This window comes from Campylobacter estrildidarum, assembly GCF_005406205.1.
Classification (GTDB): domain Bacteria; phylum Campylobacterota; class Campylobacteria; order Campylobacterales; family Campylobacteraceae; genus Campylobacter_D; species Campylobacter_D estrildidarum.
Map to the genome: position 1 here is coordinate 47,980 of NZ_NXLZ01000011.1, position 25,598 is coordinate 73,577.

Here is a 25,598-nt window from a genome sequence, read left to right on the forward strand (position 1 = left end):
AAGATGATAAATCTTATTTAAAAGTAGTTCCTCCATCAACAATGAAAGTATGTCCAGTTACCCAGCTTGCCTTTGAAGAGCAAAGAAAAAGACAAGCACCCGCCAAATCTTCAGGCTGACCCATACGATTAAGTGGGCTTAAATCAATTGTGGCTTGCTTAACTTCTTCATAATTTGTAAAAGCTCTTAAAGCATCTGTTTCAATAGGACCGCCACTGACAACATTTACACGGATATTTTTTTCTCCAAGTTCGGTAGCTGCATATCTTGCCATAGCTTCAACCGCTGCTTTTGCTGTTCCATGCCCTGCATAATTTTCTATATAAACTAAATTTCCAGTAGAAGAAATAGAAATAATACTTCCTCCCCCTACTTTTTCCATTCTCTTAGCTGCCTCTTGAGCACCTACAACGAAAGCATTGACTGTAGCTGTAAAGATATTATTAATCCCTTTAGGTTTCAATTTCATAAATTTAGTATATCCGCCTACTACTGCACGGCCAGAAATAATTGCATTAGAAATAAAATAATCTATGCGATCAAAATCTTGATCGATTTTTTCAAAAAGCTCTTTATACGTTTCAGGTTCTAAAATGTTAAATTCGTAAGCTCTTGCTTTAATTTTATAGTTTGTTTCCAAATCTTTTATCATTTCTTCTGCGATTTGAACGTTGGAATTATAAGTAAAAGCTATATTCGCGCCCACCTTTGCAAATTCATATACAATAGCCTTCCCAATTCCACGCGTTCCACCGCTAATTACTAAAGTTTTTCCTTGAAATTCTTGATTCATTAAAATCCTTTAATATCATATTTTTTCATTACTTCTTGTATTTTAGCATAGTTTTCTTTACTAGGAGGACAAAGAGGGAGTCTAAATTCTAATTTTTCTATCAATCCAGCTATATACATAGCTGTTTTTATAGGGATTGGATTGCTTTCGCAAAATAAAATTTTATTGATATTGTAAAGCTCATCATTGATCTGTTTTGCCTCTTTATAATTTCCTTCCAAAGCCTTATGCGTAAGTAAGCTAATCTTATCGGGCAATAAATTTGAAGTGACGGAAATAACTCCCTTTCCTCCATCTGAAAGTATAGGATAATTAATCGCATCTTCACCACTAATTAAAACTATCTTAGGTTCGTGGGCAAGTAAATCTACGCATTTATCAATACTTCCACTTGCTTCTTTAATCCCATAAATATTTTCACAATCTCTAAAAAGATTAATAGCAGTTTCAGTTGCAATATCACAACCTGTTCTTCCTGGAACATTATATAAAAGAATAGGAATATCCACACTCATTGCAATCGCTTTATAATGCTCATAAAGCCCTTTTTGCGTTGGCTTGTTATAATACGGAGCTACACTTAAAATACCATCTGCTCCACAATTTCTTGCAAATTGTGCTAGATCAACCGCTTCATGTGTTGCATTACTTCCAGCACCTGCTAAAACTTTAACTCTTGTATTTTTACAAACATCTACTGCGATCTCGATACAAGCTTTGTGTTCATCGTGTGTTAAAGTTGCACTTTCGCCGGTTGTACCTACAGGTACTACCGCATCAATCCCATTATCAATTTGTCTTTGAATGAGTTTTGCATAACCTTGCTCATCGATTTTATTATCCTTAAAAGGAGTAATAAGCGCGGTCATTGCTCCAATGATGACATTACTATCCATTTTATTCCTTTCTTAAAATCAAAGTCGTGGAATTTTCTTCACTAAAGTATTTTTTAGCACATTTTTGCAAATCCAATAAGGTTAGCTTTTCAATTTTTTCTTCATAGCTTAGTAGCGGATTTAAATCTCCTCTTGCCAAATAAGATCCATAAATATTAGAAACTGCACTCGCTGTATCAAGCGAAAAAATAAAATCGCTTTTTATATTATTTTTAACTCTTTGTAAATCTTTTTCTGAAAATTTTCCTTTTTTAATTTGCTCTAAAATTTTCCAAAGCTCCTTTTCAACTTCTTCAGCTTTAATTCCTACATTGCAATTGCAAATAAAAATAAATAAATTTTCATCAATGCAATCATTAGCAAAAGCATAAAAATCATTGATTAAATGGAGTTTATCTACTAAAATTTCATTTATAATAGAACTTTTTCCACTTCCTAAAAGCTCTGATAAGGCATTTAAGGTTGGAATATCTTTGTGTTTAAAATTTGGAATTTTAAATCCTATTGCAAAAATTTGAGTTTGAGTTTCTTTTTTTACAATAATTCTTTTTGCGCCATCTTGTTTAGGTTCTTGTGTATGAATTTTTGGGATAGTTTTTGTATTTTTAATGTTTTCAAAATGTTTTCTAGAAAGATCAAAAACTTCTTGATGTTCTATATCTCCACTAACAAGTAAAATAGCATTTTTAGGTTGATAATATACACTATGAAAATCTCTAATATCTTCAATAGTCCAATTTTCTATATCTTTGTAAAATCCTATAGGAGTCCAATGATAAGGATGATACATAAAAGCATGATTAAAAAGTCTAAAGTATAAATAACCAAGCGGATTATTATCCGTTCTCCATCTACGCTCTTCTAAAACAACATTTCTTTCAGGCTGAAATTCTTCATCTTTTAAATTTAAATTAGCCATTAATTCAGCAAAAAGCTCTAAGGCTTTATCTAAATTTTTTTTAGCACATTTTATGTAATAATGTGTATAATCAAAGCCCGTGCTTGCATTATCTAAGCCTCCAAAGCTTTTAACAATTTCATCAAATTCACCGGCTTTAAGGTTTTTTGTGCTTTTAAAATTTAAATGCTCAAGCATATGAGCAATTCCGCTTTTACCCATAACTTCATTTCTTGATCCCACTTTATAAAAAATATCGACACTGATTACATCGCTATTTTTATTTATTGGAAAAGAATAAACTTCAAGTTTATTCTTTAGGCGAATTTTTTCAAAATGAATCATTTAAGATTAACTCCCACAGCTTCGCTAATATGCATAAAACCATCTTGCCTTAATAAAGAAATTAATTCTTGATTGATATTTTTAACTATACTCGGTCCTTTAAAGATTAAAGCAGTATAAATTTGAACTAAATTTGCCCCATTTTTAATACGCTCATACGCTTCTTTTCCACTATCAATACCCCCGCAAGAAATTAAAAGAGTATGAGAGAAAAACTCTTTGGCTAACTCTTTAAAGAAAAGGCCATTTTTCTTTTGAATAAGCTTTCCGCTGATACCTCCAAAGGTTCGCCCATTGTCAATTAAAGAATAATCTGTACTTGTATTGGCAATTATAAAACCATCAGCTCCCTTTTCTATAGCTTGTTGGCAAAGAGCTATAGCTATAGGAATTTCTAAATCAGGCGCTATTTTTATAAAAATAGGCTTTGAAGTGATTTTTTTTGCTTCTGTTAATAAATCATTTAAAAACTGATCGTTTTGTAAATCTCTTAAATTTTTAGTGTTTGGAGATGAAATATTTATAGCAAAATAATCACACAAATCTTTAAATTCTCTTAGCAAAATAAAATAATCCTCCAAAGCATTTTGACTGTCTTTATTTTTACCAATATTTGCACCCAAAGGCAAAGCAAAAGGATAAACTTTTGAAACATGCGAACGCACTTCATATGATCCTTTATTGTTAAAGCCCATAGCATTTTGAATGCTTTCTTGTTTTACCAAACGAAAAACTCTTGGTTTTTCGTTTCCTTCTTGCGGTCTAGGAGTAAAAGTGCCGTATTCTAAAAACCCAAAACCCAAGGCACTAAGAGGCTTAACCATAGTTCCATTTTTATCAAAACCACCTGCTATACCAACAGGAGAATTAAAATTAAGCCCTAGTAAATTTTGTTTTAAGCTTGCATCGTTGATGACAAATTTTTTAGCCATCAAACCTAATGCAGCTGGAAAAATAGCATTAAGACCTCTTAAAGAATGCTCTACTAAATAATGAGCGGACTCTGGTTCAAGTTTAAAAAGCAAAGGTTTTATTTGTTCATACATTTTTTTCCTTTAAAAATATAAAAAATAATGTAAATTTTAACTAAATGAAAATAAAGTTAAGCTTTTATTTCCTTTTCTTTATTTTTAAATTTACAATAAAGCTCACAAGTTTTCAAAAGCTCTTCATCTTTTCCTATAGCTAAAACCTTTCCTTGATCTATCATTACAATTTTATCGGCATTTTCAACTGTACTTAACCGGTGTGCGATCATTAAAATCAATCTCTCTTTTTTAAGATTTTCTATGGTTTTCATTATAGCTTTTTCACTTTCATTATCAAGCGCAGATGTTGCTTCATCAAAAATCAATAAATCCGGATTTTTATACAAAGCTCTAGCAATAGCAATGCGTTGTTTTTGTCCTCCACTTAAATTTTTTCCATGCTCTTTTATTTCGGCGTAAATTCCACCCATTGACTCTACAAACTCGTAGGCATTTGCAAGTTTTAAAGCTTCAACCACCCTTTTTTCATCCAAATATTCACTATAAGCTACATTTTCAGCAAAACTATCATTAAAAAGATAAATATTTTGAGTTACAAGTCCTATTCTATCTCTTAAGCTCTCGATATTAAAATCACTAATATCTAAACCATTGAGCAAAATTTTACCTTGTTTTTTTTCATAAAAATACATTAAAAGATTAATAATCGAAGACTTTCCACCACCACTAGCACCAACAAGTGCTAAAGTTTCTCCTTTTTTAAAATCAAAATCGATACCATCTAATACATTTTTAAATGAATTATCATAAGCAAATTCTACTTTTTCAAATTTTATATTTTCTATATTTTTTAATTCTTTTTTTCCTCCTTTAATTTGAGGCTCTAAATCCAACAAATAAAAAGTTCTCTCACTTGCTGCTACCGCTCCTTGAATACTTCCATATAAGGCTGAAAGCCTCTTTATAGGTGTATAAGCCCAAAAGAGTGCCGAAATAAAAGAAAAAAAACTTCCAACGCTCATAGTTCCATTAATAACTTCTCGTCCTCCAACAATGATAACAACAGCAACCCCGATAGAACCTACAATTTCCATCATCGGACTTGTTAAAGCATTAATTCTTGTGCTTTTTAAAATAACTTTGCAAAAAGACTCATTTTCTTGATCGAATTTTTGTCTTTCTTTTTCTTGTGCATTATTAGCTTTGACTAATTCTATATTTGAAAAAATTTCTCCCAAACGAGATAAAAGATCTGAATTTTTTTCTTGGATATTTCTTGCATAGAGCTTTAGTTTTTTAACAAGATAAAATAAAGGAATAATAGCAATTGGTAAAACAATTAAAGCAAAAAAAGCCAATTTTGGACTTTGAATCACAACTACAGCTAAAAGCCCTATAGCGGTAATTAATTGGGTTAAAAAATCTGGGATAATATTAGAAACAATGCTTTGTAAAGCACCTATATCATTAGTACAACGGCTAATTAATTCCCCACTTCTATGTTGCTTAAAAAAATCCATATCCAAACGCAAAATATTTTTCAAAACCTTAGAACGCAAAACCCTTAACATATCTGTACCAATATAAGAAATATAATAAGTTTGCAAATAAGAACCTGCATTTTTAAGAAAATAAACCAAAACGAACAAAAAAGGAACAAAATAAAGCATAGTTTCTTTTTTTTCTATAAAAATTTGATCCAAAATAGGCTTTATCATATAAGCAGTTGCCGAAGTTCCGCCACTTGCCAAAAGTATTCCAATTCCAACAATAAAAAATTGCTTCCAATACCTTTTATAAAAAGGTTTAAAGCGGATTAAAACCTCTTTTAAATTCATTTCTTTATGCATTTTCATACTCCCAAATTGTTCCATTTGGTGTATCTTGTAAAAAGATACCTTCTTTGATTAAATTCTCTCTTATTTCATCAGCTTTTTTAAAATCTTTTTCTTTTTTTGCTTCATTTCTTTTTAAAATTTCATTTTCAATCCAAGCTTTTTTATCTTCACTCACACCCCATTGAAAATATTCTTTTGTATTTATAAAACCAAAGCCAAAAATTTTAGCTAATTCATCTAAAGAATTCTTAATATCTTGTTTTAAAGTTTTATTTTTTTTATCTAATTCTAAATTAGCATTATTGATAAAATCATCCAAACAGGCTAAAGCTTTAGAGATGTTTAGATCATCATTTAAAATTTCTAAAATTTTTTGTGCAATATCGCTTTGAAATGTTGTATTTTGCACCATATCAAAATCTAAAATTTCATCCATATCCAGTCTCTTTTTAAGACGATAAAATTTATCAAGACGTTTTTTAGTAGCATACAAATCTTCCAAAGAATAATTAAAATGCGCCCTATAATGCGAATTTAAAAGATAAAATCTCAATGCCTCACCCATAAAATCTTTAAGTGCATCTTTTAAAAAAAAGCTATTGTTAAGGCTTTTGCTCATTTTTTCGCCATTGATTTTGACAAAACCATTATGAAGCCAAATTTTAGCTAAAGATCTTTCACAGCCACAACGACACTGCGCTGATTCATTCTCATGATGAGGAAAAAGCAAGTCAATTCCACCCGCATGAATATCAAGCGTATCTTTAAAAATAGAATCAATCATAGCTACACATTCTGTATGCCAGCCTGGACGACCTTTTCCAAATTTACTTTCATAAAAATTTTTATCAAATTTCCAAAGTACAAAATCGCTTTCGTTTTTTTTCTTAACATCATTTACAAGACGAGAAATATTTTCATCCAAACTTCGCTTAGAAAGACTTAAATAATCTTTATCCTTACTTGTATCAAAATACACACCATCTTTCAAAATATAAGTAAAACCTTTTTCTTCTAATCTTGAAATCAAGTCAATCATTTCCTCAATAAAATGAGTTGCCCTAGGTTTTAAATTAGGATCTAAAACGTTTAATTTTTTCATATCCTCTTCATAGCTTTGTATATAAAATTCAGTCAATTCTTTGATACTTTTCCCGCTTTCAGATATTTTTTTTAAAATTTTATCATCAATATCTGTATAATTTCGAACAAAATTCACTTCACAGCCTTGAGCAATTAAAACCCTACGTAATAAATCAAAGCAAACGCTACTTCTAGCATGTCCTAAATGCGCATCATCATAAACAGTAGGACCGCACAAATAAATATTGATTTTTTTTTGATCTAAATGAATTTTTTCTTTTTTAACACTATCCATCAACTTCATCAAATCACCCTTTAATACCCATATAAATCCAAATAAAAAGGTTTAAAATATAAGGTTTTGTTAAATAAAGCATTGCAGCAAAAATAATTAAAGCAATTATTGTTAAAAAACAAAATCTAAACGATATTAAACCAAAAAATTTCTTAAAACCAAATTCTTTAATATTAGCTCCAAGCAAATAAAAAGCACTTAAAGAACTAGAAAAAGCCACTCCTATAACTTTCAAATTTTCATCTTTGATTAAAATTACAAAAGCAATCGAACACAAAAGACTTATAAATAAAGCTTTAAAGGCAATTAAAGCGGCTGTTTTTTGTTTAAATTTCGCATAAAGCCATAATGAAAGAAGTTTTTGCAAACCAAAAGGTAAAAGCCCTGCAAGATAAGCTATTAAAACATAAGCTGTTTGAATACTATCTTCGCGGGTAAAATTACCTCTTTGAAATAAAAGTTGGCAAATTTCTAAAGAAAAAATAGAACCTGCTATACTAGAAACACAAAGTAAAATACTTAAAAATGCCATTGCCTTTTGCATAAATTTAGAAGCTAAAACTTCTTGATTACTTTTAATGTGTTTTAAAATCTTAGGAAAAGAAACTTGAGTTAAAGCTATAGCAAAAAGAGCCAAAGGAAGCTGAAAGACACGGTTTGCATAATACAAATAAGAAATACTTCCGCTGATTAAAAAACTCGCTATTGTGGTATCTAAAAGAGAGCTGATTTGGGTTGCAGAAGATCCTAAAACTCCATGAAAAAAATTCCCATAAAATGATTTCATTTTTGTTTTGGATTTTTTTAACCTTATGCTTAATATCATTGCCTTAATAACCGGATTATTTTTTAAGATAATTAAATGTAAAATCAATTGTGCCACACCACTTAAAACCGTTGCGTAAGAAAAATAATAAAGAGTTTTTAAAGGATAATTTTTATCTACAAAAAATGCGGCTATAACTATACTTAAATTAAAAAATGCTGCACTAAAAGAAGTAATAAAAAATTTTTGTTTATAATTTAAAATTGCACCTAAAAAAGTAACCAAAAAAATAAAAAACAAATACCAAAAATTAATTGCCACCAAAGGAGAAGCAATATTTATAGTTTCTTGATTGAAACCAAAAGCGAAAATTTTAGTAAAAAAAGAAGAAAAAAAGCTCACTAAAAGGCAAAATAGTAATACAATTAAACTAAATTGCATCATTATATTAACACAAAATGCCCCTTTTTTTCTTGCTTTTACAAAATTTGGCAAAAAACTTTGTCCAAAAGCGCCTTCCGCAAAGATTCTTCTAAAAAAAGCGGGCATTTTTAAAGCTACAAAAAAGATATCGCTATAAAGGCCAGCTCCTAAAAAAAGTGCTATTAAAATATCTCTAACTAAACCTAAAACTCGAGAACATAAAATTCCCAAAGCATTGATAATAAAATTTTTAAATACTAAATTTTTCATATTTTTTTGAAAATTTTTCATAATTTTTTAGATATTAAAGATTTTATTTTAACTAAAATTGATTAAAAATTGACTATAATTTTATAAAGATTAATTTTCAAAAATCAATTTACTATAATTAAGGAAAAGTCTTGGCACTAGATGAAAAAATTATTTCTTATACTGAAAGCCCGGATCAAGAATTACTTGAAGTTTCTTCAAGAACAAGCATTAATTTAAATGAGCTTGATTTTAATCTCTTGGCTTTCTCAACTCAATATTGTTTTGGTGATGGTAAATGGGAAAAAATTTCTGAAAAAGATTTGAACTTTTTCGAAAAAGATGAAGTATTTTTAAGAAATGATTTACAGATTAAACAAGAATATAAAATAGAAATTTTTCATCATGCAAACCAAGATAAAGTCGCTAAAGCTATTAAACTTACAGCTAATAAAAATCTTACAAAAATTGTTGCACAAATTGATTTTAGCGTATTGGATTTTCACGAAAAACTAGCTTTTGAAATTCTACAAAATATTTACAAAAAAATGCTTAAGCTTAAATTTTTAATAGGCATACGCATTTTTAATTTTAAAAAAGAACTTATTGCTATTTGCAATCAACATAGAAAAAATCCTATAAATAAGTTAATTCAAGTTGTTATAGCAAGAGGTGTTGAACCTATGCAAAGTCAAGATGAAAAGTTAATTTTGCTTTATAAAGAAAAAACAAAAGATTATACAATTGATGAAAAAAGATCAGGAATTATAGCTGTAGATGAAAACGAGGTAGTATTAAGACACGCTAAATTTAAACAGGGAAAAGAAGGTAAAGATCTTAATTTACGTACTTTAAAAGTATTAAGTGCAAATGAAAATAAAGTAAAATTTAATTGCTCTTCTGCTTTTAAAGCTATAGAAGAAGAAGATTTTACAGACTACGTTGCTTTAAAAAAAGGTTTTGTAGTTCAAGACGGAGATAAATTTGATATTAGTAATTTTTTAGAGTTTCGAGATGTTGATTTTAAGAATGTAGGTATTATACGTGCTGGGCTTGACAAAAATGTTAAAATAAATATTAAATTCATTTCAGATATGCAAGATGCTGTTAATTCAGGCGTTGGAATAGAGTGTGAAGAATTGAATATCTCTGGAAGCGTGGGAAGCAATACTCATTTAAAAGCCACAAAAATGACAATCGAAGGCGTAACACATTCTAAATCTCAAATTTATGCAAAAGAAGCTTATGTAAAAACACATAGGGGCACTATAGAAGGTGAAACTATAAATATAGACCTGCTTGAAGGAGGAACCGTCAAGGCTAAAGAAGTAAAAATCAAAAAAAGCTTAGGTGGTACTATACAAGCAGATAAAATTTACATAGATAATTTGGAAAATAATAACACCTGCATATTTTACGATTGTGCCATTGTTGAAAATATGAAAGGTCAAAATAATAAATTTAATGTTAGAGTCAAAACACTCGATAAAGATTATGATAAAGAATTTTTACAAATTAAAGAAAAAATATCTGCATTAAATCATAAGATAAATAAATTAAAGCATTTTATTTCATCTGGTAAAAATGGGATTTTAAATATAGAAAAAAAAGTTTCAGAGCTTAAAAATCAAGGAAAAAATATACCTTCCCAATATGAAAAAATTTTAAAAGAATTTTCTTTACAAAATAATGAATTAAATAAACTACAAAATGAAGAAAAAGAGTGTTTGGAACTTAAAAAGAAACTGCACTCTGAATTATTAGCACTTGAGCAAACATTATTTGAAGCAAAATTTATTAACAAAAGTGGAAAATGGAGCGAAATGAATGAAATTAAATTCTCGCTTATAGAGCCAAAAAAAGATGTTTTCTATTCCTCTTTTAAAAATGAAAGTGCTAAGGTTATAGGACTTGAAAAAAGAATAGAAAACAATCAAGAGTTAATAGAAATTTATAAAAAACTTGACTATGATAAAAAGGATACAGAATGGTTGTTGCCATCGAAGGAATAATTACCCAAAAAGAACCCACTTTTATTGTTATAAAATGCACTAATGGAGTAAGCTATGGAGTTTTTATATCGCTTTTTTGCTCAACCAAACTTCAAATTAATGAAAAATACGAATTCTTAATTACGCAAATTATCAAAGAAGATTCTAATAAATTTTATGGTTTTTTAGATAAAAACGAACAAAAAATGTTTGAAATGCTATTAAAGGTAAATGGTATAGGTGCAACTACTGCTATGGCAGTATGTTCCAGCTTGGATGTTAATTCTTTTTATCAAGCCTTAAATTTAGGCGATGAAAGTTCTTTAAAAAAAGTCCCAGGTATAGGAGCAAAAACCGCAAAAAGAATTATAGTAGAACTAAGCGATCACAAAAAAAGCCTTGATAATATAAGTAATGAAAAAAATGAAGCTCTTGCGGCACTGCTTTCTTTAGGCTTTAAACAAGATAAGATTTTAAATATTTTACACAATTGTACAGCATTAAATACTAGCGATCTTGTAAAAGAAGCTCTTAAAAAATTAGTATAAGGAGAAATAATGAATTTCGCAATACTTTTTGGAGGAAATTCTTACGAACACGAGATCAGCATAGTAAGTGCTGTAGTTTTAAAAAAAATACTTAAAGCAAATCTAAAATTCATATTTTGTGATGAAGAAAGAAAATTTTATCTTATTCCTAATGATAAAATGAATTCAAAAACTTTTAGCACAAAAGCTTACAAAAAACAAAAGGAATTAACTTTAAGACAAAAAGGATTTTACTCTAAAAATTTCTTTAATGAAAATAAAATTGAAATAGATTGCGTAATTAACCTTATCCATGGAAGAGATGGAGAAGATGGAAAAGTAGCTTCCTTAATGGAATTTTTTGATATTCCATTTATCGGTCCTAGACTTGAAGCAAGTGTATTATCCTTTAATAAAGAATTCACTAAGCTTTACGCAAAAAACATAGGCGTTAAAACCCTTGACTATTATATGCTTAGAAAAAATTCCAATGATAATTTTATGCCAAATTTTCCATCTATTTTAAAGCCATCAAGACTTGGCAGTAGTATAGGCATAAGCATAGTAAAAAATGAAAAAGAATTTGAGTATGCCAAAGACGTGGCTTTTGAATTTGATACAGATATTGTTGTGGAAGATTTTAAAAGCAATATTAAAGAATATAATCTTGCTGGTTGTATGATTGAAAATGAATTTATTTTCTCGATAATCGAAGAACCAAAGAAAAAAGAATTTTTAGATTTTGAGCAAAAATATCTTAGTTTTTCGGGAAATAATGAACTTATGGAAGCTGATTTAAGCGAAGAGTTAAAAACTAAATTAAAAGATAATTTTAAAAAAATCTATGATCCATTATTTAAAGGTGCTTTAATTCGCTGTGATTTCTTTGTTTTAAATAATGAGGTTTATCTTAACGAAATCAATCCAAATCCTGGATCATTAGCAAATTATTTATTTAAGGACTTTAACACTGTTATAGAAAAACTCACTAAAAATGCCAAAAATGAAAATAAAATCAAAATAAATTACAATTTTCTCCACTCTATCAATGGTCAAAAAGGTAAATTATAAACTTTTAAGTCAAAATATGTTAAATTTTATGTAAAATTTAACATATTTATTTGGGGAATCCTTATGCTTTCTTTTAAACAAGATGAAATTTACACAGCCACTGAAGTAGTTAGAAATTTTAGCCCCATTATGGAAAAACTTAAAAAAAGCGAAACGGGAAAAATCGTGATTTTAAAAAACAATAAATTTGAAGCTGTTATGCTTAATATGACAGAATACGAACGTTTGCAAAATGCTGTACAAATTTTAGAAAATATTTATAAAAATCAAAAGGCGTAAAATGGCATTGACTCAAATTAACTATGAAGGTAATGCTTATAATTTAAGTTATGAAATGATCAATCCTGATCAAAAAAAAACCTTGCTTATACTTCATGGTTGGGGTGCCAATAAAGAATTAATGAAACAAGCTTTTGAAAAACAATTTCATAATTTTTGTCATTTATATCTTGATTTGCCTGGATTTGGAAATTCAAGTATAGTTAAAGCTTTAAAAAGTAATGATTATGTAAATATAATCAAGGAATTTCTAAAAGAAAAAAAAATCAATATCGATGTATTTTTAGGTCATTCATTTGGTGGTAAAATTGCTGCCTTACTTGCATTGGAATTTAAAAATTCAAAATTAGTTTTGCTCTCTAATTCTGGAATTCTTGCCCCAAAATCTTTAAAAGTGCGTTTTAAAATTATTGTTTTTAAATTTTTAAAAACAATTGGTTTAGGTAGATTTTACCGCTATTTTGCAAGTAAAGATGGAGCGAATTTAAGCCCTTTAATGTATCAAACTTTTAAAAATGTGGTAGATGAAAACATGAGTCATCTTTTTTCTAAAATTGATACAAAAACTCTTATTTTTTGGGGTATAAATGATCAAGCTACACCATTAAAAAGCGGAGAAACAATGCATCATCTAATTAAAAATAGCCAATTTTATCCTTTAGATGGAGACCATTTCTTTTTTTTAAAACACGCTGCTTTTATTGCTGAAAAACTCAAGGATGATAATGCTGATTAATTCTCTTTATTTTATAAATTCATTATTTTTCAATTTTTGCATAGCTTTTTATCTTATAAGCGCTTTACAATGGTATTCTTATAAATTGAAACGTGTTTTTTTTCATTACCATAAACCTTTATGGCATTTGTATTTTTTACTTTGTCCTTATTTAATCTTTTTAGCCTTTCCTTTATACTCTTTAATTTATTTTATTATCCTTGCTCCAATTTTATATTTTTGGAATAAAAGTATAGATAAAAAACTCATCTTTACCAATAAAGTAAAATGGTTTTTTGTCTTTGTTTTTATTTATAACACTCTTTTTGCTATCTTATCCTTAAGATTTTCGTTTCTTTTTAATCTTTGCACTCTCATATCAGCTCTTTTAAGTCTAAAAATTTATGATTTATTTTCAAATTTGTATTATAAAAAACAGGCTAAGATAAAGTTAAAGTCTAATGAAAAATTAAAAATTATACTTATTACTGCTAGCTTTGGTAAAACAAGTATTAAAAATTTTCTTTATGAATTATTAAAAGATAAATTTAAAGTTTATAAAACTCCAAGATCTGTAAATACTCTTATAGGAATAGTTTCAGATATCAATAATAATTTAAGCAATGAAACGCAAATTTATATTGCAGAAGCTGGTGCAAGAGCAAAAGGAGATATTGATGAAATCACTTGCTTTTTAGAGCCTCAAATTTGTATAATCGGCGAGATAGGAAATGCTCATTTAGAATATTTCAAAAGTATAGATAATATCAGACAAACAAAACTTGAAGCTCTTAATTCTAAAAGATTAGAAAAAGCTTTTTTGCATACAAGCACTTTAAAACAAGAAAATGAAATAATCACTCTTTATGATGATAAAATAAGTAATATAAAGTCAAATTTAGAAGGTTTAGAATTTAAAGTATTTTTAGAACAAAAAAAATATGAATTCAAAAGTCAAATTCTAGGAGAATTTAATACTCAAAATCTTTGTGCTTGCATACTATGTGCTTATTATCTAGGCATAACAATTGAAACAATTAAAAATCAAATTTTAAAAATAAAATCCGTAGAACATCGCTTACAGGTTATTTCTAAATCTCCAAAATTTATTATAGATGATGGTTTTAATGGAAATTTTAAAGGAATGAGTACAAGTTATAGATTATGCAAACTTTATCAAGGTCGTAAAGTTTTAGTCAGTCCTGGTATTATAGAAGTTAGCAAAGAAGAAAATATTAAACTGGCTCAAATTATTAACGATTGCTTTGATTTAGCTATCATAACAGCAAATGTTAATGCTGAAATTTTTGAAAAAGAACTTACCATTGAAAAAATCATCTTAAAAGAAAAATCCGAACTTGTAAATATTTTAGCTAAGGAAACTAAAAATGGGGATTTAATTTTATTTTCCAACGATGCTCCTAGCTTTATGTAATTTAATTTAAAGGCAGAGTAAAATAAAAATTTTTAGGCTCTTTTTCAAAGCTTAATTCTCCTTTGTGAGCATTGATAATTTCTTTAGAAAGAGATAAGCCTAAACCATTTCCTTTGAGTTTAGTTGTCTTAAATGCTTCAAAAACTAAATTTTCATCTTTAATGTCGCAACCATTATCAAAAACTCTAATATATAATTTATCTTGCTTAATATTGGTTGTAATTTTTATTTTTGGTCTTTCACACTCATTTTCTTCTATAGCATCAATAGCATTATAAATTAAATTTTGCAAAACTAATCCTAAAAGTGCTTTATCTGCACAAATTTGTGTATCTAAAAAATTTAACTCAAAGTCAATTTGAGAAGAAAAATTATAAGAATTGATTGCACTTTCGCATTCTTCTTTTAATTCCAAAACATTAAAATTTAAAGCATTTACATGTACTCCTTTTGTAAAAAGTAAAGTTGAATTCACTATACGCTCTACCCTATCAATAGCTTTTTTAATCTCAAGGACTATATGTTTATTTTTAAGCTCACTTCTAGAAAAAAGAGTAGACGCCAGTAAAGAAATAGAACCTATTGGATTTCTTATTTCGTGTGCTAAATGTGCTGCAACACTTCCCATACTTGCGAGTCTTTCGTTGCGTTTTTCATCGCTAATATCCGTTGCTGAAATAATAGTTTTTTCATTATGAGCGATAATTTTAACAGCATAAAATCTTCCTTCAAATTCAAGCTCATCGCGTATTTTTGCAAGGCTAATATTACTTAATAATTTTGGATTTTTTAAAGCTTCTTGATTTTGCAAAATAATATTTTTTTCCTTATCTAAAATCCAAAGTGCGCTAGGCAAAACTTCGATAATCTCATCAACCATAGCACGCAAAGAATTATAATTTTCATTTAAAACTTTATACTCGTTTTCTATAACATAAGTTTGCTCTATTAAGCTTTCTAAGCCTTTTTGCAAGGTTTCCTTCTCGTTTGCATCTAAACTTTTTAAAATATTTTCATTCATTGTTCATCCTCTAATAAAATTTTAAAATCATTAAAGTCTAACAAAACTAAATTTTGTTTTGATATTTTAGAAAATTCCTTACTAAAACCATTCCTTGAAATAATAATATAATAATTAGGTATCAAATTTAAAGATTTTGCTTTGAATTTTAAAATATTTAAAATATTTTTACAAATTTTTTTATTTTTAAATTTTACTTCTCCAATCAAACTCAACCTTTCATCTTGATAATAAAGATCAAGTTCTAAATTTTTATTCCAAAAACTTTGCACTCCTTTGATACAAAATTTCTTTTCGATTAATTCTCTTGAAAGTTGCTCAAAACAAAAACTTTGATAAAATTCAAATTTTTCTTTAATTATTTTCAAAACATCATCGTATTTTTCTTGCAAGATTAACTTTTCATTAGGTTTTAAAAAATAAAAAAAGAAACGTGTAAAATGATTTTGAAAAATAATTTTATCTTGTATAACGTAAGATCTTAATTCTTTTTTTAATTTTTGTCTTTTGTTTTTAGGTTTTTTTATTTCTTTACTGTATTCAAGTTTCAAAATATTATTTTTTAAAAGATATCTAAGTGTAAAATATGCCCTAAAATGCTGTATATTTTTATTTATAGAAAAACGCTTGCGATTATTTTTTGCCAAAAGCATAAGAGCATAGGAAATAGTTTCATCAAAATCAAAATCGCTATAAATTCTCTTATAGTCTTTAAGTAAAAAATTCTCAATATTCTTAAAAATATCGTCTTCCAAATTTATCTTTTGTACATCTTTAAAACCATCAAAAACACTATAATAATCAAAAAGCTTTCCTAAAGTTAAAGTATTGCAAAAACTCGCAAAATGATTAAATTTAATATTTTTCCCTTAAACAAAATAATTTATAGTATAATTCTAGCAAAATTTTACAAGGATTGCATTTGCAAATTTCAGATTTAAAAAAAGAATTAATACTTAAAAAAGGAATTCTACATTTTGATTTTACTGCTAGTGCTTTAGCCTTAAAATGTGTAGAAAAACAAATTAAAAAAATACTTCCAACCTACGCAAACACGCATTCTGATAGTTCTTTAAATTCTTTTAAAACTCAACAATTTTATGAACAAGCTAGAAATGATATTAAAAAAAGTCTCAAACTTAACAAAGAATTTGCTCTTATTGCTTGTGGAACAGGATCGAGTAGTGCTATTAAAAAATTCCAAGAATTACTCGGAATTTATGTGCCTCCATTAGTCAAAGAAACTTATTTTAATCAATTAGATAAAAACACTCTACCTTTAGTTATTGTAGGCCCCTATGAGCACCACTCCAATGAGTTATCCTTTCGCGAGGGTTTGTGTGAGTGCATAAGAATTCCATTAAATAAATTAGGTGAAATCGATTTTGATTTTTTGGAAAAAATTTTAGAAAAGAATAAAAAAAGAAAAATCATTGCTAGTTTTTCCTTAGCATCGAATGTTACAGGGATATTAAGTGATTACAAACACGTCTCCACCCTAATACGCAAACATAAAGGCATAGTAGCTTTTGACGCTTCTACTTTTATCCCTTATAAAAACATATCTTGTAAATATTATGATGCTTTGTTTATAAGTTCTCATAAATTGATCGGGGGTATAGGAGGATCAGGGCTTTTAGTTATCAAAAAAAATCTTTGTGGAAGCAAACCAAGTTTTGCTGCCGGAGGAACAGTTGGTTATGTTTCAAGAACTTCTCAATGCTATCTGTGCAATGAAGAAATTTTAGAAGAAGGTGGAACTCCAGGAATTTTGCAACTTATCCGTGCAAGTTTAGCATTTAAAATAAAAGATTCTTTGAGTATTTCTCAAATAGAAAAAAAAGATGAAGAATTAAAAAAATATTTTTTAAAACAAATTGAGAAAATACCTGATTTAATTCTTTATGCAAAAAATTTAACCAACCGTTTGCCTATTTTTTCATTCAATATTAAAGGAATTTCTCCTTATGATCTTGCTTATGAGTTAAGCAAAACCCATCACATTGAAACTCGTGCAGGTTGTGCATGTGCTGGACCTTATGGGCATGATTTACTTGGTTTAAAAGACAATCAAGAACTTAAAACAAAACCGGGATGGCTAAGGGTTAGTTTGCATTATACCCACGAAAAAGAAGATATAGATTATTTCATCAAAGCTCTAAAACAAAGTATCAAAAAGTTAAAATTTTAAAGACCTTTAAGGTGGCGCAGCGGACGGGGCTCGAACCCGCGACCTCCGCCGTGACAGGGCGGCATTCTAACCAGCTGAACTACCGCTGCAGTAAAATGGTGGTCACTATAAGACTCGAACTTATGACATCCACCTTGTAAGGGTGGCGCTCTACCAACTGAGCTAAGCGACCTGAAATGGCGACCCCTAGAGGATTTGAACCTCTGTTTCCACACAGAGAGAGTGTTGTCCTGGGCCACTAGACGAAAGGGTCTAAACCCAAAAAAGTGGTGTCCCGTGTTGGATTCGAACCAACGGCCCCCTCCTTAAAAGGGAGATGCTCTACCGGCTGAGCTAACGAGACAAAAGGTGGCGCAGCGGACGGGGCTCGAACCCGCGACCTCCGCCGTGACAGGGCGGCATTCTAACCAGCTGAACTACCGCTGCAGTAAAATGGTGGTCACTATAAGACTCGAACTTATGACATCCACCTTGTAAGGGTGGCGCTCTACCAACTGAGCTAAGCGACCTGAAAAGTGGTGTCCCGTGTTGGATTCGAACCAACGGCCCCCTCCTTAAAAGGGAGATGCTCTACCGGCTGAGCTAACGAGACTTAATACAAAGCAAAAATGTGATTATGCCAAAATATATCTTAATTTGTCAAGAAATTTTTCTATTTTTGGTATTTTCCTTCTAAATAACGTGAAAATAAACTAATAGGCAAAGTTAGAACAAGATAAAGTATTGCTAAAATTATGTAACCTTCTAGCGTGGCAAAATTATATGAATTGATTTCTTGAATATTTTGAGTAAGTTCATTTACAGCAATCACACTCAATAAAGAACTATCTTTTATAAGATTTGCTAATTGACTACTAGTTGGGGCTAAAATATTTTTTAAAGCCTGTGGAAAAACCACATAAAATAAAATTTGCTTTTCATTCAATCCTAAAGCTCTTGCACTTTCTATTTGAATCAAAGCAATGCTAAGAATGCCTGTGCGAAAAATTTCAGCCAAATACGCCCCAGAAAACAAAGAAAGGATAAATATTCCTACAAAATATCTATTATCAAAACCTAAATTATTGGCAATAATATAATAAATCAATAATACCTGAACAAGCAAAGGCGTTCCGCGAATGATTTCTATGTAAAATAAAGCAAAGTATCTCAATATAATTATTTTATTTAAAGAAAAGAAACAAATTATAGCTCCAAACATAATACTGCATATTAGAGCAAAAAAGCTAATCAATAAAGTATTTAAAAATCCACTGACAATTGCTTTTTTATATTCCAATAACAAGCTAAAATCAAAATGATAAAGACTGACTTTAAAACTAAAATAAAAAAATAGCGACAAGAAACAAAATAAGAGTATTAAATTTAACAATACAGTTATTTTTGAAATAGATTTTACTGGTTTAAAATTTTTATATTTTTGAATAAACAAAATCCGATCTCCTTTTTTCGAAAAGCATTTTAAATTAAAATTGATTAATTTTTTCTAAGGATTTAAAAATGCAAATTTTTTTATAAGCAAAATTTGATTAAGATGTTAAAAATGTTAAAGGTGATTTAATAATGTTGATTTTTGGGCATCCTTTGTTGCGAGATTTAAATTTTAACTTTATAGAAAAAATTGAAAATTTACAAAACAATCAAATTTCTTGTTTTTTTTATGATGAAAAAATTATCCAAAAAGCAAAAAATGAAAAATTGGATTTTGCTATTTTTATACAAAATAAAAATGAAATTTTTTTAAGCAACGCATTTGAGGCAAAATTTTTAATCTTTAAAGATGAAAAATTAGCAAAATTTGCTTCAGAAGTGGCTGAATTTTACCTTTTTGATAGCAAAATTTTAATGATAGTGGAAAACTTTGATGATTTGGAAAAAGCTTATGATTTGAGAGTTGATGGGGTTATTTTAAAGGATTTTATAAAGAATTGTTAAAAATCAGTATTTTTAGCTTCTTTAAAAATAATATTAACATTATCAATAATTTTAAAAATACTTTAAATTTTAACCTTTAAAAATATAAACTTCTAAACCTTAATATTCACACTTCTATGTTTAGTTTTAGAACTTAATTTACTAAGATGATTGGTATTAGAATTAGAATTATTAGTGTTAGAATTATCATTGCTATTAGAATTGTTATTTGTATTTGTATTGTCATTAGTATTAGAACTATTATTATCTATTTTTACATTAAAAAGAATTTCTAATTCTTTTGCTAAATCAAATTTATTTTCAAGAAGTTTTTTTATGAGTTCATTTCTTATATTATCATCTTTATAAGTTTCTTTGTTTTTACTTTCTGCTTGGATGGGTTTGAAGGGTTTATCTTTTGTTTTATTAATATCTTGTGTTTTTTTATTTTTATTATTTGAAATGCTTTGTCCGCTAGCAATATCTATACTATAATCAATCCCTTTAGCTTTTTCTTCTTTGGTTAATTGTTCTACAAATTTATCGTGTCTTTCTTTAAAATCTAAATATTTAGTTTTAAACTCATTCAAACTCATATTAGAATTAATCATTTCGTTATATTCTTTAGCAAAATCTCTAGCTTGTTGTGCTAATTCAGTATTGCCTATGTTTTGACTTCTTTTGATATAAAGTTGCATTGAAAAACGTTCTTCAAAAGGATTCCATTCATCAGAACTGCTTGAATCTTTATAAAAAGCACTTTGAATTTTATTTTTATTCATAAAATTTTGAAAATCTTTTAATTCTGCTTCACTCATATCTCCATTAATATTCATTAATTTTCCAAGTAGGTTGGTTTCACCTCTTAAAAACGCTGCTCCAAAAGAAGTGGCTATATTAGTATTATTTAAAAAAGCCATTAAAACTCCACCTTTATCCACGCTTCCATCAGAGTGTTTGTATACACTTTTATCGATATATGTGTTATAATCACTATTAAAAATACTATCAGCATTAATAGGCATTAATCTTACCCCATAGCCAAAACCAAGATTTTTCATTGTATTAAATGTTAAATATCCTTCTTGCTTTACTGTCTTAAAAACTTCATTATATTCTTCAAAAGTGTAAGTTTTAGTAACATTTAAATTTTTATCGACGCTAAAAGCATAAGGCATATTTGCTAATTCTTCTTTACTAAGACTTGAATTTGAGGTTTGGGGCATAAGTTGTGAAAGAACTTTGTAAGCATTTCCTATGGTTTTAGCTATGTCTATTTTATGATACATAGATAAAATATCATTTTCTTGAAAATTCACAAAACTTTCCATATCTTTAGCATAAATCTTATAATCTTTTGGTATTCCTGCAGCTTCATTAAAATCACTTGTAAAAAAACCATTTTCATCTACACCATAACCTAGTATTTTATCTATAGCTTGTGATTTATCACTCACTAAATTTGAATTTGTTTGTTTAATTTGTTTTAAAGAAGTATTGTTTGAGATATTGTTATTTGAATTTATGTTATTGTTTAAATTTGTATTGTTATTTATTTCTTTATTATTATCTACTAAATCATTTGTTTTAGAATTCTTTTTAGAATTTAAAGTATTTGTATAGTAATTATAATTTGAGTAAGAATTTATACTATTTATCATTTTTTACTGCCTTTTGATCATTTCTACCTTGTATATCGGTAGAGATGACAAAAAGTTTATATTTTACCTTTTAGATCGATATGGGTACCAACCACCAAGAGCACTTTCCATTTGCTCTTTATATTTGTTAGCTATTTCTTTGATTATCATGTTGTTATTTAACATTGGACTAGAATTAAATTTATACAACTGAGAAGTATTAGGATCATAAGCTCCAACCCCATATGTAAATAAAACATAAGGACGTCCAAGATCTGATACCTTTACTTGTCTTTTGACTATATAACTAGGTAATAATTTTATAGATCCTTGTGTTACTTCAAAAAATGACGTTAATCTATTTTTACTAGGATTTGAGCATGATGTTTGATCTATGCCGCAAAGCCCTTGCGGTGCTTTGTCATTATGATTGAGATAATTTGCTATATATTGAAGCTCTCCTCCTGTATATAATGCTACAGCGTATGACTCTGTTGTCGGAGTCCATTGAGATCCATTATACAAAAATCTAACTTCATACCCACCCTTAACTTCTTTCATCTCATTAAGACTAAGAACTTTAACACCTGCACTATTATCACTGAGTGCACCATTACTGACTTTAGCTAAAAAATCATCCCCAAAAGCAGAACTTGCTAATAAAGCACCTAAAGCTGCAACGCTAAGTAACTTTTTAATCATAACTTCTCCTTTTTATTAAAGTGTATTTATTTTATCATAGTTGATTATTTAAATCAAATTCTTAAAAGTTCTATTTTCATAGATATTTGGATAATGTTTATAATGAATTTTTAGTGTTTTAAAAGTTTTTTATTTTTTTAATATATTTTAATGATAGTGTGTAAATTTGTAATATTATTTATATCAATAAAAAAATATAATATTCACTTAAATTCTAAAAAGATTAAAACTTTTATAAACTCTAAACTCTCATATCAACTTTTCTTTGTTCAGCTAGTCTTTTTGCTTTTCTTTGTTTCTCTAAATGTTCCAATTGTTCTTTTTGAAATTTTTCTATATCTTCAAACATTTTAGATATAGGATCTTTGTAGTTTTTAAACAATTCATCAAATCCTTTTGCAGAGTTATCATTTTCATTTGAAATTGAATTGGAAATTTTTAAACTTGGTTTAAAACTAATGCTAAATTCTCCTATAGCCTTAGGATCATTAGCTGGATTATATTTTTTTATATCTTCTGCAGACATAGATTTATCAAATCCCTGAATTTTTCCATTTGAAGAAGCTTCACCATCTATAATATACATATTAGCGTTAATCAAAGCAATTAAAAGTCCACCTTTAGTGATCGAACCATCAGAATTTGTGTATTTGGTGGGCGTGGTATTAAAATCATCTATGCCACCGAAAATATCATGTGTTGCGGCTTCGTTTTTTGTGAATTCTTCATGAGTATTATTAAATAAATAAGATATATCAATCCTTTGATTGATAATACTATTTTTTTCTTCTAGTGACATTTCATTAAAAGTATTTTTAATATTATCATAGGTATTTATCACTTGCATTGTTTGAGCATTATATTTATAACCTTGCGGGAATTTTGCTATTTCATCAAGTGTGAAACTATCTTTAGAATTTAAAACATCTTCGCCCACTACTTGACTTAAAATTTTATAAGCATTTCCTATAGTTTTAGCTATGTCTATATGTCTAAAAACTCTTAAAGGATCTTCATTTGATGCCCAATTTAAAACCAAACTTTCCATAGTACTAGAATGAATTTTTATATCTTCAGGAATTCCTGCTGCTTTGTTAAACTCACTGGTAAAATATCCATCTTTATCTACTTCATAACCTAATACTTTATTACTTGTGTTAGAACCTTCTTTTGATTCTTGTAAATTTTTAACATTACTATTAGAAGAATTTAAAGAACTTTGATTTTTTTTAACATTAATGTTTAAATTAGTAAAGAGATTATTGCCAAAGCCTGTATTAAAATTTAACATTGTTCTAATCCTTATTTTATTTTGGAATAAAATAGCAAATTCTATTCCAAAATTTAAAATTCAAAATATAATTGTTTCTTGCTATTAAAAATCCCTATAAATAGTTGTTATATTAATAGTAAGTTGCGAGAATATTATTAATTTGTTTTTGAAATCTACTTTTTATATCATATGCAATTGTGCTTGAGGTAAAAGTATTTCTAATTTTATATACATTTTCTCCGTATACACCTACAACTGCAAATCCTTCTGCAAACTGAATTTTCGGGATACCAAAAGGGGTTGCTGTGACGATTTTAGTTGCAGTAACTGCAAGATATTGGTTAAACTCAGGGTTAGCAGTATTTACCAAATCTCTATAATTAGATTTTGCATAAAAATCATTTTTTAAGTGATCACATTTATCACCTCCAAAACCGCAACTAATTTTATATTTTCTTTCAAAATCAGTCATCCCAATAATAATACCGATTTGTGTAAGTTTTGTCATTCCTATATTCATATTTTGTAAAGTAAATACTTGTTGCCCTGCATTAGTTTGCAATAATCCATACCCACCCTTAACTTCTTTCATCTCATTAAGACTAAGAACTTTAACACCTGCACTATTATCACTGAGTGCACCATTACTGACTTTAGCTAAAAAATCATCCCCAAAAGCAGAACTTGCTAATAAAGCACCTAAAGCTGCAACGCTAAGTAACTTTTTAATCATAACTTCTCCTTTTTATTAAAGTGTATTTATTTTATCATAGTTGATTATTTAAATCAAATTCTTAAAAGTTCTATTTTCATAGATATTTGGATAATGTTTATAATGAATTTTTAGTGTTTTAAAAGTTTTTTATTTTTTTAATATATTTTAATGATAGTGTGTAAATTTGTAATATTATTTAGTGATTAATTTTTAAATTATAATAAAGAAAATTTTTACTCATTAAAAAACTTGGAACAATCTTTGCTTAATCTTTTTCTAAGCAATAAAATTTGAAAGGGATAGTAATGAGAAAAATTTTTCTTATTTTGGCAGTTTTAACAAGTTCTTTGTTTGCTAGTGATGAGTTAAATATCGATACACTTTTTAAAAAGCAAATCGGATTAAGAAGTATCACAAGCTTTTCACTTCTTAGCACAGGTAATGCAAATTCATACTCACTTTACCCTAATATTACCATAGGCGGAGATCCTACAGTATGGAATGACACGAAACAAGTTTTTCTAACTCAAACTTTTATCTATACTTTAACTCCTAAATTCGACATATTAATTTCAGGAGGAGGAAGTTATGCTAGACAAGAATATACAAATTTTTTTACAAACGAGTATTCAGCTAAAAATCGTATAGGCTTTGATAATTTATGGTTAGGTTTTATTTATACAGGTGATAGCATAGCAGAATTAGTTCCACAAATTACTTTTCAAACTGCCATCATTCAAAGAGAAAAAGCGATCAATCAAACTAAAAACTTTTATTTAAAATCACAAAGTTTGCAAGCTAGTTTAAGAGGATATAGTGATCCTGTGGTATATAGTATTTATACAGGATTTGGTTATAATCAAAATAGAAAATTTAAACAATTTGATATAGAATATGGACATAGTATTTATATAGGTGGAGACTTATCTATAATCTTAAGTCCTAAAATCACTTTAGATCTAGGAGCTGAACAAAGATTTCAAACTGAACAAAAAATCAACGGCTATCAAAATTCTGAAATTCGTTCTATACCAACTCTAAGTTTGGGATCAACCTATAGCATAAACTCTGATACGGCAGTATCCGTAAGTGCTAGTTTTGGAGGAAGTTCTGCAAGTCCTGATAGTGTGTTTGGATTAAGCCTATGGAAAAAATTCTAAAATTATTATCAGTGCTTATTATTTTGCCTTTATTTTTAAAGGCAGACTTTATAGTTAAATCCTATTCTGAAATTAAAAATAAAAACGTCATAAGACAAAGCTATGAAGAATCTTGCGGTGCTTCATCTTTGGCAACACTTATTAATATACTTGATGATAAAAAATTAAGCGAACTAGATCTTTTAAAAACTATGAGCGGGCAAAAACTATATACAGATATGGTAAGTTTTGCAGACTTAAACGATGCAGTTAAAAAACTAGGCTATGAAAGCAAATCTTATAGGATAGATAGAAAGAGTTTAGAAAAACTTGCAGGAATTCCTATTTTAGTAAAGATTGAAGATGATCCACGTTTTCCACATTTTGTGGTGATTATAAATCATAGGGGT

The 25,598-nt window shown here is 28.1% G+C and carries 24 protein-coding genes and 7 tRNA genes; 10 read left to right on the top strand and 21 right to left on the bottom strand.

What is annotated here, in order from left to right; translation table 11 throughout:
* Positions 1-13 precede the first annotated feature (13 nt).
* From CQA69_RS06675 to murJ, 7 genes are read right to left on the bottom strand one after another with little or no spacing between them, the layout of a single operon-like run.
* Positions 14-793 (bottom strand): enoyl-ACP reductase, encoded by a 780-nt coding sequence (locus tag CQA69_RS06675; RefSeq protein WP_137621010.1) that lies wholly within the window; start codon positions 791-793, stop codon positions 14-16.
* A complete protein-coding gene (gene dapA / locus CQA69_RS06680) occupies positions 793-1,689 on the bottom strand; it encodes a 4-hydroxy-tetrahydrodipicolinate synthase (protein WP_137621011.1) in 897 nt (298 codons plus the stop codon). The genes CQA69_RS06675 and dapA overlap by 1 nt, the downstream gene beginning before the upstream one ends.
* Before the next feature lies 1 nt (position 1,690).
* Entirely contained in the window at positions 1,691-2,932 is a 1,242-nt protein-coding gene (locus CQA69_RS06685; protein ID WP_137621012.1) for a M16 family metallopeptidase, read from the bottom strand.
* Positions 2,929-3,978 (bottom strand): quinone-dependent dihydroorotate dehydrogenase, encoded by a 1,050-nt coding sequence (locus CQA69_RS06690; protein WP_137621013.1) that lies wholly within the window; start codon positions 3,976-3,978, stop codon positions 2,929-2,931. The genes CQA69_RS06685 and CQA69_RS06690 overlap by 4 nt, the downstream gene beginning before the upstream one ends.
* Before the next feature lie 56 nt (positions 3,979-4,034).
* On the bottom strand, positions 4,035-5,771 hold the full coding sequence (locus tag CQA69_RS06695; protein WP_137621035.1) for an ABC transporter ATP-binding protein: 1,737 nt from the start codon (positions 5,769-5,771) through the stop codon (positions 4,035-4,037).
* The gene (gene cysS / locus CQA69_RS06700; protein WP_137621014.1) at positions 5,764-7,146 is read right to left on the bottom strand and encodes a cysteine--tRNA ligase; all 1,383 of its coding nucleotides are present in this window, start codon (positions 7,144-7,146) and stop codon (positions 5,764-5,766) included. The genes CQA69_RS06695 and cysS overlap by 8 nt, the downstream gene beginning before the upstream one ends.
* Positions 7,147-7,150: 4 nt before the next feature.
* Positions 7,151-8,596 carry a murein biosynthesis integral membrane protein MurJ gene (murJ, locus tag CQA69_RS06705; protein ID WP_137621036.1) on the bottom strand — a complete coding sequence of 482 codons (1,446 nt, stop codon included), beginning with the start codon at positions 8,594-8,596 and terminating at the stop codon, positions 7,151-7,153.
* 131 nt (positions 8,597-8,727) lie between these two features.
* Here murJ and CQA69_RS06710 point away from each other — a divergent pair, with 131 nt between their 5' ends.
* The 6 genes from CQA69_RS06710 to CQA69_RS06735 all read left to right on the top strand — a co-directional run bounded on the left by CQA69_RS06710 (position 8,728) and on the right by CQA69_RS06735 (position 14,593).
* Positions 8,728-10,587 (top strand): flagellar assembly protein A, encoded by a 1,860-nt coding sequence (locus CQA69_RS06710; protein ID WP_137621015.1) that lies wholly within the window; start codon positions 8,728-8,730, stop codon positions 10,585-10,587.
* Positions 10,563-11,114, top strand: a complete 552-nt coding sequence (gene ruvA, locus CQA69_RS06715) for a Holliday junction branch migration protein RuvA (protein WP_137621016.1) — start codon at positions 10,563-10,565, stop codon at positions 11,112-11,114. Before CQA69_RS06710 ends, ruvA begins: the two co-directional genes overlap by 25 nt.
* Positions 11,115-11,123: 9 nt before the next feature.
* Positions 11,124-12,164 carry a D-alanine--D-alanine ligase gene (locus CQA69_RS06720; RefSeq protein WP_137621017.1) on the top strand — a complete coding sequence of 347 codons (1,041 nt, stop codon included), beginning with the start codon at positions 11,124-11,126 and terminating at the stop codon, positions 12,162-12,164.
* A 63-nt stretch (positions 12,165-12,227) separates the two neighbouring features.
* On the top strand, positions 12,228-12,443 hold the full coding sequence (locus CQA69_RS06725; RefSeq protein WP_137621018.1) for a type II toxin-antitoxin system Phd/YefM family antitoxin: 216 nt from the start codon (positions 12,228-12,230) through the stop codon (positions 12,441-12,443).
* Between the two features lies 1 nt (position 12,444).
* Positions 12,445-13,179, top strand: a complete 735-nt coding sequence (locus CQA69_RS06730; protein WP_137621019.1) for an alpha/beta fold hydrolase — start codon at positions 12,445-12,447, stop codon at positions 13,177-13,179.
* Complete coding sequence (locus CQA69_RS06735) at positions 13,169-14,593, top strand: Mur ligase family protein (protein WP_137621020.1); 1,425 nt, start codon at positions 13,169-13,171, stop codon at positions 14,591-14,593. Before CQA69_RS06730 ends, CQA69_RS06735 begins: the two co-directional genes overlap by 11 nt.
* A 1-nt stretch (position 14,594) precedes the next feature.
* Here the strand turns inward: CQA69_RS06735 and CQA69_RS06740 are convergent, their stop codons facing one another.
* Complete coding sequence (locus CQA69_RS06740) at positions 14,595-15,614, bottom strand: fla regulon two-component system sensor histidine kinase FlgS (protein ID WP_137621021.1); 1,020 nt, start codon at positions 15,612-15,614, stop codon at positions 14,595-14,597.
* Positions 15,611-16,357 carry a DUF234 domain-containing protein gene (locus CQA69_RS06745; RefSeq protein WP_246023132.1) on the bottom strand — a complete coding sequence of 249 codons (747 nt, stop codon included), beginning with the start codon at positions 16,355-16,357 and terminating at the stop codon, positions 15,611-15,613. The genes CQA69_RS06740 and CQA69_RS06745 overlap by 4 nt, the downstream gene beginning before the upstream one ends.
* A gap of 173 nt (positions 16,358-16,530) precedes the next feature.
* On the opposite strand from CQA69_RS06745, the gene CQA69_RS06750 reads away from it, so the two are divergent.
* The gene (locus tag CQA69_RS06750) at positions 16,531-17,805 is read left to right on the top strand and encodes an aminotransferase class V-fold PLP-dependent enzyme (RefSeq protein ID WP_137621023.1); all 1,275 of its coding nucleotides are present in this window, start codon (positions 16,531-16,533) and stop codon (positions 17,803-17,805) included.
* Positions 17,806-17,817: 12 nt separating this feature from the next.
* Here CQA69_RS06750 and CQA69_RS06755 read toward each other — a convergent pair.
* From CQA69_RS06755 to CQA69_RS06790, 8 genes are all read right to left on the bottom strand, one after another.
* Positions 17,818-17,894: transfer RNA gene (locus tag CQA69_RS06755), tRNA-Asp, on the bottom strand.
* 7 nt (positions 17,895-17,901) lie between these two features.
* Positions 17,902-17,977, bottom strand: a tRNA-Val gene (locus CQA69_RS06760).
* A gap of 5 nt (positions 17,978-17,982) precedes the next feature.
* A tRNA-Arg gene (locus CQA69_RS06765) sits at positions 17,983-18,058 on the bottom strand.
* A gap of 14 nt (positions 18,059-18,072) precedes the next feature.
* A tRNA-Lys gene (locus CQA69_RS06770) sits at positions 18,073-18,148 on the bottom strand.
* 6 nt (positions 18,149-18,154) lie between these two features.
* Positions 18,155-18,231 (bottom strand) — tRNA-Asp (locus tag CQA69_RS06775).
* A 7-nt stretch (positions 18,232-18,238) separates the two neighbouring features.
* Positions 18,239-18,314, bottom strand: a tRNA-Val gene (locus CQA69_RS06780).
* Between the two features lie 7 nt (positions 18,315-18,321).
* Positions 18,322-18,397: transfer RNA gene (locus tag CQA69_RS06785), tRNA-Lys, on the bottom strand.
* A 60-nt stretch (positions 18,398-18,457) separates the two neighbouring features.
* The gene (locus CQA69_RS06790; protein ID WP_137621024.1) at positions 18,458-19,237 is read right to left on the bottom strand and encodes an amino acid ABC transporter permease; all 780 of its coding nucleotides are present in this window, start codon (positions 19,235-19,237) and stop codon (positions 18,458-18,460) included.
* A gap of 131 nt (positions 19,238-19,368) precedes the next feature.
* Here CQA69_RS06790 and CQA69_RS06795 point away from each other — a divergent pair, with 131 nt between their 5' ends.
* Positions 19,369-19,740 carry a hypothetical protein gene (locus CQA69_RS06795; protein ID WP_137621025.1) on the top strand — a complete coding sequence of 124 codons (372 nt, stop codon included), beginning with the start codon at positions 19,369-19,371 and terminating at the stop codon, positions 19,738-19,740.
* 92 nt (positions 19,741-19,832) lie between these two features.
* Here the strand turns inward: CQA69_RS06795 and CQA69_RS08990 are convergent, their stop codons facing one another.
* The 4 genes from CQA69_RS08990 to CQA69_RS06815 all read right to left on the bottom strand — a co-directional run bounded on the left by CQA69_RS08990 (position 19,833) and on the right by CQA69_RS06815 (position 24,067).
* Entirely contained in the window at positions 19,833-21,380 is a 1,548-nt protein-coding gene (locus tag CQA69_RS08990) for a Cj0814 family flagellar-dependent secreted protein (protein ID WP_246023131.1), read from the bottom strand.
* A 63-nt stretch (positions 21,381-21,443) separates the two neighbouring features.
* Positions 21,444-22,061, bottom strand: a complete 618-nt coding sequence (locus CQA69_RS06805; RefSeq protein WP_137621026.1) for a bacteriocin — start codon at positions 22,059-22,061, stop codon at positions 21,444-21,446.
* A gap of 241 nt (positions 22,062-22,302) precedes the next feature.
* Positions 22,303-23,352: a Cj0814 family flagellar-dependent secreted protein gene (locus CQA69_RS06810; protein WP_137621027.1), complete on the bottom strand. Its 1,050-nt coding sequence runs from the start codon at positions 23,350-23,352 to the stop codon at positions 22,303-22,305.
* Between the two features lie 112 nt (positions 23,353-23,464).
* A complete protein-coding gene (locus CQA69_RS06815) occupies positions 23,465-24,067 on the bottom strand; it encodes a hypothetical protein (protein ID WP_137621028.1) in 603 nt (200 codons plus the stop codon).
* A 287-nt stretch (positions 24,068-24,354) separates the two neighbouring features.
* On the opposite strand from CQA69_RS06815, the gene CQA69_RS06820 reads away from it, so the two are divergent.
* Positions 24,355-25,209 carry a hypothetical protein gene (locus CQA69_RS06820; RefSeq protein ID WP_137621029.1) on the top strand — a complete coding sequence of 285 codons (855 nt, stop codon included), beginning with the start codon at positions 24,355-24,357 and terminating at the stop codon, positions 25,207-25,209.
* On the top strand, positions 25,194-25,598 hold a 405-nt coding region (locus tag CQA69_RS06825; RefSeq protein ID WP_137621030.1), incomplete at its 3' end, for a C39 family peptidase. The genes CQA69_RS06820 and CQA69_RS06825, both read left to right, overlap by 16 nt.